Origin of the sequence: Mitsuaria sp. CC2, assembly GCF_048957715.1 — a bacterium.
In the GTDB taxonomy this organism is placed as follows: Bacteria; Pseudomonadota; Gammaproteobacteria; order Burkholderiales; family Burkholderiaceae_C; genus Roseateles.
The window spans coordinates 17,086-31,229 of sequence record NZ_JARVXN010000032.1; the positions used below are offsets into that span (position 1 = coordinate 17,086).

General features: G+C 65.9%; 6 protein-coding genes. All 6 read left to right on the forward strand.

Annotation, left to right across the window (positions count from 1 at the left end; genetic code table 11):
* Positions 1 to 144 precede the first annotated feature (144 nt).
* The 6 genes from PV762_RS21400 (at position 145) to PV762_RS21425 (ending at position 14,101) form a co-directional block, all read left to right on the forward strand.
* A complete protein-coding gene (locus PV762_RS21400; RefSeq protein WP_421037022.1) occupies positions 145 to 2,352 on the forward strand; it encodes a malate synthase G in 2,208 nt (735 codons plus the stop codon).
* A 346-nt stretch (positions 2,353 to 2,698) separates the two neighbouring features.
* Positions 2,699 to 5,491 (forward strand): TonB-dependent receptor, encoded by a 2,793-nt coding sequence (locus PV762_RS21405; RefSeq protein WP_421037023.1) that lies wholly within the window; start codon positions 2,699 to 2,701, stop codon positions 5,489 to 5,491.
* Positions 5,492 to 5,907: 416 nt separating this feature from the next.
* The gene (locus PV762_RS21410) at positions 5,908 to 8,649 is read left to right on the forward strand and encodes a TonB-dependent receptor plug domain-containing protein (protein WP_421037024.1); all 2,742 of its coding nucleotides are present in this window, start codon (positions 5,908 to 5,910) and stop codon (positions 8,647 to 8,649) included.
* A 591-nt stretch (positions 8,650 to 9,240) separates the two neighbouring features.
* Complete coding sequence (locus PV762_RS21415; RefSeq protein ID WP_421037025.1) at positions 9,241 to 11,928, forward strand: TonB-dependent receptor; 2,688 nt, start codon at positions 9,241 to 9,243, stop codon at positions 11,926 to 11,928.
* 77 nt (positions 11,929 to 12,005) lie between these two features.
* Complete coding sequence (locus tag PV762_RS21420) at positions 12,006 to 13,283, forward strand: geranylgeranyl reductase family protein (protein WP_421037026.1); 1,278 nt, start codon at positions 12,006 to 12,008, stop codon at positions 13,281 to 13,283.
* A gap of 62 nt (positions 13,284 to 13,345) precedes the next feature.
* Positions 13,346 to 14,101, forward strand: a complete 756-nt coding sequence (locus PV762_RS21425) for a class II glutamine amidotransferase (RefSeq protein WP_421037027.1) — start codon at positions 13,346 to 13,348, stop codon at positions 14,099 to 14,101.
* Positions 14,102 to 14,144: the final 43 nt, after the last annotated feature.

Genomic DNA, 14,144 nt, shown 5'->3' on the forward strand with positions numbered 1-14,144 from the left:
TGCGCCGCCCGAGGCAATGAATGACGACCCTGGTCGTTGTTATTTGTGCAAAAAAGTCAGGGATCTTCGACCAGGGCCGACATGAATCGCCACCGCCTCTCGCCCTACAGTCGACGCATCGTTGAACCGCCTTCCGGAGTCGCCATGACCGCACGCAGCCAACACCACCGCCTCCAGGTCGATGCCGCCCTGGCCCGTTTCATCGAGACCGAGGCCCTGCCGGGCACCGGTGTCGAGCCGGCCGCGTTCTGGCAAGGCCTGGACGCGCTCGCGCACGAGCTGGCGGAGAAGAACGCCGCCTTGCTGGCCGAACGCGACCGGCTGCAGACCGAGATCGACGGCTGGCACCGCGCCCACCCCGGCCCGATCGCCGACATGGCGGCGTACCAGGCCTTCCTGAAGCAGATCGGGTATCTGGTGCCGCTGCCTGCCGATCCGAAGGCGACGACCGCCAACGTGGACGCCGAACTCGCGATCCAGGCCGGCCCGCAGCTGGTGGTGCCCATCCTGAACGCCCGCTACGCGCTGAACGCGGCGAACGCGCGCTGGGGCTCGCTGTATGACGCGCTCTACGGCACCGACGCGATTCCCGAGACCGACGGCGCCGAGCGGGCCGGCGGCTACAACCCGGTGCGCGGCGCCAAGGTCATCGCCTTCGCGCGGCAGGTGCTGGACCAGACCGCGCCGCTGGCCGGCGCGTCCCACGCCGACGCCGCCGGCTACACAGTCAGCGGCACCGCGCTGGCCGTCAAGCTGAAGGATGGCCGCTCGGTCGCACTGGCCGATCCGGCCCAGTTCCTCGGCTACCTGGGCGAGGCCGCCGCGCCCTCGGCAATCCTGCTGCGCCACCACGGCATCCACCTCGAGATCCAGGTCGACCGCGCCTCGACGATCGGCCAGACCGACGCCGCCGGCGTCTCCGACGTGCTGATGGAATCGGCCCTGTCGACCATCCTCGACCTGGAGGACTCGATCGCCGCCGTGGACGCCGAGGACAAGCTGCTGGCTTATCGCAACTGGCTGGGCATCCTGCGCGGCTCGCTGACCGAGGAGGTCAGCAAGGGCGGCCGGAGCTTCGTCCGCCGCCTGAATCCGGATCGCGTCTACAAGGCGGCCGGCGGTGGCGACGACGTCGTGCTGCCGGGCCGCTCGCTGCTGTTCGTCCGCAACGTCGGGCACCTGATGACCAACCCGGCCATCCTGCTCGAGGGCGATCGCGAGATCCCCGAAGGCATCATGGACGCCGTCGTCACGACGCTGATCGCGATCCACGACCTGAAGCAGCTCTCGGGCTCGGGACTGCGCAACTCGCGCCGGGGATCGATCTACATCGTCAAGCCGAAGATGCACGGCCCGGCCGAGGTCGGCTTCGCCGACGAGCTGTTCGGCCGCGTCGAACAGTTGCTCGACCTGCCGGCCTCGACGGTCAAGCTGGGCATCATGGACGAGGAGCGCCGCACCAGCGTGAACCTCGCGGCCTGCATCGCCGCGGCGCCCAGCCGCGTCGCCTTCATCAACACCGGCTTCCTGGACCGCACCGGCGACGAGATGCACACCGCGATGCTCGCGGGCCCGATGCTGCGCAAGGGCGACATGAAGGCCAGCGCCTGGATCCAGGCTTACGAGCGCAACAACGTGCTGGTCGGCCTGAGCGCCGGCCTGCGCGGCCGCGCCCAGATCGGCAAGGGCATGTGGGCGATGCCCGACCTGATGGCCGCGATGCTGGAACAGAAGATCGCCCACCCCAAGGCGGGCGCCAACACCGCCTGGGTGCCCAGCCCGACCGCCGCCACGCTGCATGCGCTGCATTACCACCAGGTCAGCGTGGCGCAGGTCCAGCAGCAGATCGAGGCCGACGCCCCCGGCGTCGACCGCGCGGACCTGCTGCAGCGCCTGCTCACCATTCCGGTCGCGGCCGATCCGTCCTGGACCGACGTCGAGAAGCAGCAGGAACTGGACAACAACATCCAGGGCATCCTCGGTTACGTGGTCCGCTGGATCGATCAGGGCGTCGGTTGCTCGAAGGTGCCGGACATCAACCAGATCGGATTGATGGAAGACCGTGCGACATTGCGCATCTCAAGCCAGCATGTCGCGAACTGGCTGCAACACGGCGTCGTCAGTGAACAACAGGTCCGGGCGACATTCGAACGGATGGCGGCGGTTGTCGACGGCCAGAACGCCGGCGACCCCTTGTACGAACCGATGTCCGGCCACCCGAACAGCATGGCGTATCAAGCCGCCGTCGATCTGGTGTTCAAAGGACGTGAACAACCCAGCGGCTACACCGAGCCGCTGCTGCACGCGTGGCGGCAGAAGCGCAAAGCCGCCCACGCGGCGGGTAATCGCTGAAGCGCGAGGCAAAGGCCACCATCTGCAGCGAATCGCCGCCATCGTGCGGCGTACACCGGCAATCACCAAAGCGACCTTCGGGTCGCTTTTTTGTTTCCGTCCGTTTCTGCACTGTGTCACTTTGAGCATTTTTCGGTGACTGGGATGCGCTGACTTCTGACACTCCCATGTCATTCGGCATGCCTGCAATGGCGATTTGCGTTGGTTCAAGCATGGAAAACCCTTACGGGCCGGCCCCGGGACCACTTCAATGCCTCGTTACTTAAAGTTTGTTCACCTACACGCAGTGTCCGATGACACAAAGTCATCAGCGCTGGAATCATTTCTGCCATTTCACGGATCCGGCATGACCTCTTCGCTTCAACTCCGCCGCGTGAGCCTCGCCGCCGCGCTGCTCGCCGCTTCGATCGGCGCCGCCCACGCCCAGGAAAACGCCCAGCTCGAACGCATCGAGATCACGGGATCGAGCATCAAGCGCGTTGCCAACGAAGGTGCGCTGCCCGTCCAGATCATCACGCAGGAAGAAATCAAGTCGTCCGGCGCGAACAACGTCGCCGACCTGATCCAGCGCCTGCCCGCCATGGGCGGCAACCTGACCGTCGGTGACATCTCGATCGGTTCGAATTCGGGCGGCATTGCCACCGCGTCGATCCACGGCATCGGGGAAAGCTACACGCTGGTGCTGCTGAACGGTCGCCGCATCGCCCCCACGGGTTCGGGCAGCCGGATCAACCTGAACTCCATCCCGATGAGCGCCATCGAGCGCATCGAAGTCCTGACCGACGGCGCCTCGGCGCTGTACGGCTCCGACGCCATCGCCGGCGTGGTGAACTTCGTCCTGAAGAAGAACGTCCAGGGCGGCAACATCACCGCCAACTACAGCAACCCGGTCGGCAACGGCGGCACGGCGTACAACGTCAGCGCCACCTACGGCCTGGGCGACCTGAACCGCGACGGCTTCAACGTCGTCGCCACCTACCGCCGCGACGACCAGCAGCAGCTGAAGTCGGGCGACCGCAACTTCGCCAAGAGCGCCTATCTGCCGTTCACGCTGAACGGCAAGAACTACGCCTACGACCGCACCAGCACCTCGGCCGATCCGGCCAACGCCGCCGTCGTCTTCAAGCGTCTGGCCGGCGAAACGACCACGCTGGGCGCCTACTCGTTCAACCCGTACCGCCAAGCCAACGGCGTTTGCGCACCGAACAACGTCTACAGCCTGGCCAATACCATCCCGGCGAACTCCGCCGCCAAGGTCGGCACCGCCCAGTGCGCATTCGACTTCGTCAGCACCATCGACGTCTATCCGGAATCGACTCGCGACTCGCTGTTCGTGACCGGTGAAGCCAAGATCAACGATCGCATCAAGCTGTTCTCGGACGTGGCCTTCACGCGCCTGGACCTGACCGCACGTATCGCGCCGAACCCGGTGCCGATCGCCATCGCCACCACGTCGCCGCTGTTCACCAAGTACGTCGCGCCCTACCTGACGCCCGCCCAGCTGGCCCACGTCGACACGGTCACCGCCAACTACCGCGCCACCGACTTCGGCACCCGCGACTCGCAGACCATCACCGACGCGAAGCACATCGTCGTCGGCACCGACGTCGCCATCGGCGACTGGGACCTGACCGGCGCTGTCACCTGGTCGCAGAACTCCCTCGACGAGAAGTACGTCGGCGGCTACTTCAAGGCCAAGGAATTCGGCAGCATCCTCTCCAGCGGCGCGCTCGACCCGTTCGTGCCGTCGGGCAACCAGAGTGCCACGACGCAGCAGCTGATCACGGACTCGATCTACCACGGCACGATCCGCGAGGCATCGACGACGCTCAAGGGCGCCGACGTGCGCGCCTCCGGCGACCTGTTCAACCTGCCCGCGGGCGCGGTGAAGCTGGGGGTCGGCGCGGACTTCCGCAACTATCACTACAAGCAGGATCCGTCGGCAGACGCGGTCAACGGCGTCATCTACAACTTCGCCCCCAACCCGCGCTACGACATGGAGCGCGACAACGTCGGCGCCTTCGCCGAGTTCGTGGTCCCCGTTCTGCGCAACCTGGAAGTCACCGCCGCCCTGCGTTACGACAGCATCAGCAAGATCAAGGACGGCGTGAACAAGCGCGACTTCGGCAAGACCGAGACCGCGACGACCTACAAGCTGTCGGCGTCGTACAAGCCGACCAGCACGGTCGTGCTGCGCGGCTCGTACGGCACGGGCTTCAAGGCGCCGGACATGCTGGACATCGCCCAGCCGCTGGTGACCAACGGCGTGACCGCTTCCAGCTACGACTGCCCCTTCCCGGGCGATGGCAGCGGCGCGGCCCCGTGCAAGCCGGGCAAGTCGCAGTACACGCAGCTGTCGGGCGGCAACGAGAATCTGAAGCCGGAAAAGTCCAAGCAGGCCACCGTCGGCATCCGCTTCGATCCGACCCGCAACTTCGGCGCCAGCCTGGATTACTGGCAGATCGACCTGCGTGACGCCGTCAGCGCGGTCTCCGCCAACCAGGCCTTCGCCAATCCGCAGCAGTTCCAGAGCCTGTTCACGACCTACAAGCTGCCGGCCGAAACGAACGCCTATTACGCCTTCATGTCGATGTCGACCAACATCGGCAAGTCGAACTACAGCGGCATGGACTGGCAACTGGACGGGCGTCTGAACATCGAAGGCCTGGGCCGCCTGACCACCACGGTCAACGGCACCTACATGATCGAGGCCAAGTACACGCGTCCCGGCACCTCCAACGACTTCACCGACAGCCTCGGCAAGTACGGCGTGGACGCGCAGGTCATCTTCCGCAACACGGCGCAGGCCAAGTTCGCGCTGGAGACCGGCAAGTTCACGAACTCGATCGCGGTGAAGTACCGTTCGGGCTACAAGGACATCGAACAGACCGTCCGCGACCTGCAGACCGGCGTAAACACGCGCATCCAGCTGATGGTGCCGAACTACATCACCTTCGACTACCAAGGCACCTTCCGCTACAACAAGGCGCTGGAACTGCGCCTGGGCATCCAGAACCTGACCAACGAAACCCCGCCGTTCACGCTGCGTGACTCGTCGGGCCACCAGGTCGGTTACGACCCGCGTTACGCCAGCCCGCTGGGCCGCACCGTTTACCTGACGGGCAGCTACAACTTCTGATAGTCGTCGGACGGGACTCCGATATTCCGTGCGCACAGCGCGCTGATACTGACGAGTCCCCGACAAAACCTCTGCCCGCATTGTTGCGGTCGAGATACAGCTTGTTGCCGACCCGCAACGAGTTGGGCGCCTGACGATACGGACATTTCCCGGCAGGGAAGTGCTCCCCGATACCCCCGCCTTGGCCGGAAGTCACCCGTGACGCCGGTCATGCGGGGGTATCGCTCTTTCAGGGCTGCCCCTTGTCCCGGTGACCCGTAATGCCTCAATTGGTAGGAACCCCTGCCGATTGTCGAATTGCAGTCATTGACACTCCTTTCACGCGACCTTCACGCAATTCTGCGCACCGAGGTCGTCCGGACAAGTTTCGCGCGCCGCCACAAGCGCCGCCGCTCGACACCTTTAGGAGTGTTTCTTTGAAGACCAAACTCAACGCGGTGAGCCTGGCAGTCGCCGCCACCATTGCAATCGCGTCGTCGGCCGCGATCGCCCAAGCCCAGGACCAGACCCAGCTGGAACGCGTCGTCGTGACGGGTTCGGCGATCAAGCGGATCGCAGCTGAGACCTCCCAACCGATCCAGACCGTCACCCGCGCCGAGATCGAGCGCAGCGGCGTGACCTCTGTCGTCGAGCTGATGCAGAACCTGTCGTCCGTGCAGGGCGGGATCACCGAAGGTGACACCGTCGGCGGCGGCGGCGGCGGTCAGGCCACCGTGTCCATCCACAACCTGGGCGGCGACCGTACCCTGGTGCTGCTGAATGGCCGCCGCCTGATCGGCGAAGCCGGCGGCGCGGTGGACCTGAACATGATCCCGCTGGCGATCATCGAGCGCGTGGAAGTGCTGACCGACGGCGCCTCGGCGCTGTACGGCTCCGACGCCGTGGCCGGCGTGGTGAACTTCATCACCCGCAGCAACTCCAGCCGCAAGACCATTGCGGCGGAAGTCTCCATTCCGCAGCACAAGGGCGGCAAGGAACGTCGTGCATCGCTCTCCGGCGGCTTCGGCGACCTGGACAGCGACGGCTTCAACATCATGGCGGCGCTGTCGGTCGACAAGCGTGACTCGCTGACCGCCAGCCAGCGCGACTTCAGCAAGACCGGCGTCATCAACTTCAGCCACAACGGCAACGACTACCAGTTCTTCAACGGCTCGCCGTCCGCGATCCCCGGGAACGTGAACGTGCCGGTGCGCAACGCCGACGGCACGCTGGGTTCCGAGCTGCGCAACGTGTACCTGGCCCAGAACGGCGCCTGCGCGGACCGCAACGTCCAGGTCGGCGACTCCTGCTACTTCGACTACGCCGGCACCGTGGAAGCCTTCCCGGACCGCGAGCGCAGCAATTTCTTCGGCTCCGGCACGGTGAAGCTGGGCAACCATCAGCTGCGCGCCGACGTGCTGTTCGGCAAGACCAAGACCAGCGGCAAGATCGCCGCGGTGCCGGGCTCGGTGGCCGTGGATCCGAACGGTCCGTTCGCCGCCGAACTGGCCGCCGTCGGCTACACGCCGGCTTACCTGACCTCGATCGGTCTGGATCCCAACCGGATCGCCTCGGTGTCCTACCGCGCCTTCGACCTGGGCAATCGCACCAGCACCTTCGACCGCGACAACAAGGCCCTGTGGCTGCAGCTCGACGGCCAGCTGGCCGGTTGGGACTACACCGCCACCGCCGGCTACCAGCGTGCGGAGGTCGAGGAAAGCAACTCCGGCTACCCGCTGGCCAAGGCTTTCGGCGCGCTGCTGCGCAGCGGTGTCTACAACCCCTTCGTGCTGCCGGGCCAGCAATCGCAGGCGGCCACGGACGCGGTCAAGCAGATCATGATCTCGGGTGTCTACGACACCGAGACCAGCACCCTCTTCAACGCCGACGTGCGCGCCTCGCGCGAGATCTTCAAGACCTCCGCCGGTTCCGCCTACCTGGCGCTGGGTGCGGCCTTCCAGAAGGACAAGGTCACCGACGATCCGGGCGCGGTGGCGCGCGGTGAGGGCGGCGCCGCCGGCGACGACCAGCGCTTCGGCGACAGCACCGTCGTGATCCCCTACAGCGCCAGCCGCGACACGATGGGCGCGTACGCTGAACTGATCATGCCGGTCATCAAGAACCTGGAAGTCACCGCCGGCGTCCGTTACGACAACTACCGCCACGTCGACAGCTCAACCAACGGCAAGGTGTCCTTCAAGTACACCCCGATGCCCGAGCTGCTGATCCGCGGCGGCGTCGGCACCGGCTTCCGCGCTCCGACGCTGCGCCAGCTGTACCGTCCGCTGCAGGAGTTCGGCGTGACCGCCACCCCGTACAACTGCACCGCGCAGATGGCCGCCGTGGCCGCCAGCCTGGGCGCGGCCTGCCAGGCCGGCGAGAAGCAGTACAACGTCTACACCGGCGGCGTCGAGAGCGTGAAGCCGGAAGAATCCAAGCAGGCCACGCTGGGCTTCCGCATCGAGCCGGTCAGCTCCTTCTCCTTCGGCGCGGACTGGTGGTGGGTCGGCATCGACAAGACCTTCGGGTCGGTCGACGAGAACGAAGCCTTCAACAACGCCCAGAAGTACTCCAACCTGTTCCTGGTCTACACCGACCCGGTCACGGGCGAGAAGTTCCTGGCCTACAACGCCAGCACGACCAACCTGGGCAAGTCGTTCAGCAGCGGCATCGACTTCGACGTCACCGGCCGGGTCAACACCCCGATCGGTCGCCTGACCTCGAACCTGCGCGCCACTTACATGCTGAGCGACAAGCAGCAGCTGCTGCCGGGCGAAGGCTACTTCTCGACCCTCGCGGACAACCATCCGTCGATCGGCTCGGTGACCTTCCGCTGGAAGGGCCAGTGGAGCAACACGCTGGTGACTGGCAACTGGGTGAACACGGCCAACATCAACTTCCAGTCGGGCTACAAGGACTTCCCGACCGAAGTCGAGAATCTGGCCAACGGCGACGTTGACGAGGTCCGCCTGAAGGTCAAGCCGTACGTGACCCTGGACTGGCAGACCGCCTACACCTGGAACAAGCAGCTGACGGTCGCCCTGGGCATCAAGAACGTGTTCGACAAGGAACCCCCGCTGTCGCTGCGCGCCAACGGCGGCCACATGCTGGGCTTCGACTACCGTTACTACAGCCCGATGGGCCGGACCTTCCAGGTCAAGGCCAGCTACGACTTCTGATCCCGCATCCGACGCCCGCCGCACCACGGTGGGGCGTCGACGGCATCACGAACAAGGACTCCCTCGGGAGTCCTTTTTTTTCGACTGCCACGGCGATGTCTCTCCCACAAGCCTTCATCGGCCGACCCGCCACGTTAAGTATTGTTTCCATACTCTGTCCGATATCGATAAGCCTTTGAAGGAATGGATATTTTTCGTGTTCATCAAATTTAATTGATAAATTCATCGTTGCTACGGAAATACGTTTCTTGGCGCGTTCATAACGCCCATCCAACGAGCCAATCACGTTGTGCGCGATATCCGCTCGAAACCCGGCTTTCTGAAATCCGACGTTTCCGCAGGAGTTAAGCGTTCGTAAATTCCGAAACTGTGGCGCAGGTACGACCGAACTGTCATGAAACAGTAAGGAGAAACCCGCGAAAACAGCCTGTTTCGAACTGCACGGTCCCCATTTCGCGCGCTTTACGAACGTGCACCTATGACCTCTGGCAATTCGTCAGCACACTTTTGTCAGGCCTCGCGATGCGGGGCCGTTTCAATTCCGGCTCGCCGCACCCACAAGGAGGGCGGGCGCTCTCCCTAGAGGTGCATATGTACAAGCTGAACGCGGTAGGCCTGGCAGTCGCCGCCACCATTGCGGCCGCGTCCTTCCCGACGCTGGCCCAGGAACAACAGGATCAAAACCAGCTGGAGCGGGTCGTCGTGACGGGATCCGCGATCAAGCGGCTCGACGCCGAGTCGTCCGTGCCGGTGACGACCTTCAAGATGAGCGACATCCGTCAGCAAGGCCTGACGACCGTCGAGCAGATCCTGAGCACGCTCACCGCCAGCCAGAGCAGCCTGGGCACCAGCCAGGCCGTGGGTTCGTCCACCGGCGGCGCCTCCTTCGCCGACCTGCGCGGCATCGGTGCCAACAAGACGCTGGTCCTGCTGAACGGCCGCCGCATCGCCAACAACGCGTTCGACGGGTCCGCGCCTGACCTGAACATGATCCCGCTGGCGGCGATCGAGCGCATCGAAGTGCTGCGCGACGGCGCCTCGTCGCTGTACGGCACCGACGCCATCGGCGGCGTGATCAACTTCATCACCCGCTCCGACTACCAGGGCGGCACGGTCACGCTGGGCTATGACTCGCCCCAGCACGCCGGCGGCAAGACCCGCAACGCCAACGCCGGCTTCGGTTACGGCGATCTGGAGAAGCAGGGCTTCAACGTCTTCGGCTTTGTCGACCTGCAGAAGCAGGACCCGATCGGCGGCACGGACCGTCCGTTCAACACCCGCTTCGTCGGCGGCAAGTCCGGCTCGACCCTCCCGGCCAACTACTACCAGGACGGCAAGATCGTCTACAACCCGGCCGCACCGAGCTGCGAGGGCGGCGACTTCCTGGTCCCGAACGCCGACCAGACGTCCTGCACGATGTCGACCTCGCGCTACGTGGACTACCTGCCGGAAAGCCAGCGCACCTCGGCCATGCTGAAGGGCACGGTCAAGCTGAACAACGACCACACCTTCGGCGCCGAGTACTTCATCACCCGCTCCGAGGTGAAGACGCGCATCGCTCCGGTGCCGTACGGCTTCCTGGTTCAGAACCGGCTGCGTCCGGACGGCTCCGCCAACCCGTACTACCCGAACAACCCGGCGTTGCTGCCGGGTTATGACGGCGACGGCTACGCCGGCCAGACGATGACCGACGGCGGCGCGGCGATCCAGCCGGGCTACATCACGCTGAAGTGGCGTGACTCCCCCAACGGCCCGCGCGGCGACAAGAACACCAACACGCAGCAGCGTCTGGTGCTCTCGCTGGACGGCACGCTGGCAGGCTGGGACTACGCCGCCGGCCTGAGCTACAACCAGAACAAGGTGACCGAGGACCTGATCAGCGGCTACTCGGACGGCAACAAGATCACCGAAGGCATCCTGACCGGCATCATCAACCCGTTCGGCGCGCAGGACGCTGCGGGCGAGGCCTACCTGCAGAGCGCCGCCGCGCTGGGCCGCCTGATGATCGGCAAGGGCCGGACGACCAACCTGGACGCTCACGCCAGCCGTGAAGTCGGTGACTGGCTGGGTGCCGGCCGCTCTGCCGCCCTGGCGCTGGGCGCAGAGTTCCGGCAGGAGAAGTTCACCCAGGACGCGCAGGACGAGTACGCGCAGACGGTGATCGCCTCCACCGGCATCGACCCCAACATCTACAGCACGGGCAAGCGCAACGTGTACGCCGTCTACGGCGAACTGAACGTGCCCATCCTGAAGACACTGGATGTGACCGCCGCCGTCCGCTACGACAAGTACAACGACTTCGGCAGCACCACCAACCCCAAGGTCAGCTTCCGCTTCCAGCCGAGCAAGGAAGTGCTGGTCCGCGGTTCGTACTCGACCGGCTTCCGCGCCCCGTCGCTGTATGAGCTGCATGCCGCGCCGACCTACACCAACTCCAGCACGGTCAACGACCCGGTGCTGTGCGCGGCCGGCGGCACGACCATCAACCTGTGCGACGCGCAGTTCATGGTCCGCAACGGCGGCAACGACCAGCTGCGTCCGGAAAAGAGCAAGAGCGCGTCGCTGGGCTTCCAGTTCGCGCCGCTCAACGACCTGAGCTTCGGTGTCGACTTCTGGTGGCTGCGCGTGAAGAACCTGATCGGCGTGATCGGCGACGCATCGCTGTTCGATCCGGCCAACCAGGACAAGTTCGGCCAGTTCTACCACCGCAACTCGGCCGGCTTCCTGTCGGTCGACGGTTCGCAGTGCCCGGGCGCCAACTGCGGCTACGTGGACGTCCGCCAGCTCAACCTGGGCGGCAACAACACGAACGGCTTCGACCTGAACGCCAATTACCGCCTGCGCTTCGCCGGCGCTGGCAGCGTCATGTTCGGCCTGAACAGCACGTACGTCACCAAGTACGAGTACCAGGACCTGCAGGACGGCCCGTGGAACCAGAATGTCGGCGTCTACTCCGGCGCCGGTCCGGTGTTCCGTTGGCAGCACACGCTGTCGGCGGTGTGGGCCTACGACAAGTACACGGTCGGCCTGACCGGTCACTACAAGTCGGGCTACATCGACGTGGACCCGACCAACCGCGTGAGCAGCTACGCGACGGCTGACCTGTACGCGTCGTTCCGTCCGATCAAGACGGCGTCGATCACGCTGGGTGTTCGCAACCTGACGGACCGCGATCCGCCGCTGACCTTCCAGACCCAGGTCTTCCAGGCCGGCTACGACCCGCGTTACGCCGACGCGACCGGTCGCACCTTCTACATCCGCGGCACGTACGACTTCTGATCGTCACGACCGTCACGCACCAAGGGCCCCTCCGGGGCCCTTTTTCATTGGTTCGCGGAGCGGAGACAATGTGCTTCATGAACGAGCCCGCGAACCCTTCCGCTCCCCTTGCTCCCCCCGCTGTCCCGGCACCGCCTCTGCGTTGCGACGTCCTGATCATCGGCGCCGGCCCCGCCGGCAGCGCCGCGGCGCGCTGGCTGGCCAAGGCCGGACTGGACGTGGTGTTCGCCGACCAGCAGCCGCTGGGTCGCGACAAGGTCTGCGGCGACGGGCTGATCCCGGACGCGCACAAGGCGCTCGAGCGCCTCGGCCTGCTGGACCGGGTGATGGCCAAGGCGCAACGTTCGGCGCATGTGGGCTGCATCGGACCGCGCGGCGGCCGGATCGATGTGCCGGGCCACCTCGCGGTGCTGCCGCGCAGACAGCTCGACGAGATCCTCAACCTCGGCGCGCAGGAGTCCGGCGCGCGTTTCCTGGCGCCGGCGCGCTTCGAGGCGGCGTTGGACGATGAACAGGGTCGCGTGCGCGGTGCGCGGCTCACGATCAACGGCGAGCCGCACGAGATCGCCGCGGACTGGGTGATCCTGGCCACCGGCGCCGTGCCCAAGGCGCTGACCGCCGCCGGCATGTGCGAGCGTCACACCCCCAGCGGCGTCGCGCTGCGCGGCTACGTGCGCGCGCCGGCGATGGTCGGCGAGATCAAGGCGCTGGAAGTGGTCTGGTGCAAGCCGGTGCAGCCGGGCTACGGCTGGATCTTCCCGGCGCCGGACGGCAGCTTCAACATCGGCGTCGGCGTCACCGACAGCCACAAGGACATGGCCGGCAAGGGCCAGAAGAAGGACGTCAACCTGCGCGCCATCTTCGACGCCTTCGTCGAGCACTACCCGCCCGCCAAGCGCCTGATGGCCGAGGGCGAACTGATCGGCGAACTCAAGGGCGCGCCGCTGCGCTGCACGCTCAACGGCGCGCGCTGGACGCGGCCGGGATTGCTGGTCACCGGCGAGGCGGCGGGCTCGACCTACTCGTTCACGGGCGAAGGCATCGGCAAGGCGATGGAGACCGGACTGCTCGCCGCGGAGGCCATCCTGGCGCACCGCGCGGGCGCCTCGGCATCCGCCGTCGACGCCCAGGTCCGCGAGCAGTACGAGCAGGGCCTGCGCGCGCTGCAGCCCAAGTACGACCTGTACGAGCGCGGCAACCGCGTCAACCGTTTCCCCTGGCTGGCCGACCTGCTGATCTGGCGCGCGCAGAAGAGCCCGCGCCTGGTGAAGCGGATGAGCGGCGTGCTCAACGAGACCAGCAACCCCGGCAACCTGGTGAGCCTGAAGGGGATCACGCGGCTGTTCCTGGAATGATCGTTGCCTGATGAGCCTAGCGACCTGAGCGACCTGAGCGACCTGATCCTGGAGAGACCGCGATGTGCCAGCTGATGGGCATGAACGCCCGCCGACCGACCGATGTGATGTTCAGCTTCGCCGGCCTGGCGACGCGGGCGCACGAGCACAAGGACGGTTTCGGCATCGCGTTCTTCGAGGGCCGCGGGCTGCGGCATTTCGTCGACCACCACAGCGCCCGGGTGTCGCCGCTGGCGGAGCTGGTCAAGACCTACCCCATCCGCAGCGACGTCGTCATCGCGCACATCCGCAAGGCGACGCAGGGCGTGGTCTCGCTGGAGAACACCCATCCGTTCGTGCGCGAGCTGTGGGGCCGCTACTGGGTATTCGCGCACAACGGCGACCTGAAGGGATTCCTGCCGCGGCTGCATGCGGCGTTCAAGCCGGTCGGCCAGACCGACAGCGAGCAGGCCTTCTGCTGGCTGATGCAGGAGCTGGCCAAGGCGCACGCCGACATGCCGGCGATCGAGGAACTGAACCACACGCTGCGCGAGCTGCTGCCGCGGCTCAACGGCCACGGCACTTTCAACATGCTGCTGTCCAATGGCCAGGCGCTGTGGGCGCACGGCTCGACCAAGCTGCATTACCTGCTGCGTCAGCCGCCCTTCGGCCACGTCACGTTGCAGGACGAGGATGTGAGCGTCGACCTGGCTGCCAAGACCACCGAGGACGACCGCATCGCCATCGTCGCCACCGAGCCGCTGACGCGCGGCGAGGCCTGGATCCCGATCGAACCCGGCACGCTCAAGGTATTCGTCGGCGGCGAACCGCTCTGCTGATGGCAGCCGTGGCGGCCGGTGCCCCGTGGAGCGAATGCCGAGC

Coding starts and splice junctions, on each gene's coding strand:
- PV762_RS21400 (WP_421037022.1), top strand. CDS start 145: ATGACCGCACGCAGCCAACACCACCGCCTCCAGGTCGATGCCGCCCTG.
- PV762_RS21405 (WP_421037023.1), top strand. CDS start 2,699: ATGACCTCTTCGCTTCAACTCCGCCGCGTGAGCCTCGCCGCCGCGCTG.
- PV762_RS21415 (WP_421037025.1), top strand. CDS start 9,241: ATGTACAAGCTGAACGCGGTAGGCCTGGCAGTCGCCGCCACCATTGCG.
- PV762_RS21420 (WP_421037026.1), top strand. CDS start 12,006: ATGAACGAGCCCGCGAACCCTTCCGCTCCCCTTGCTCCCCCCGCTGTC.
- PV762_RS21425 (WP_421037027.1), top strand. CDS start 13,346: ATGTGCCAGCTGATGGGCATGAACGCCCGCCGACCGACCGATGTGATG.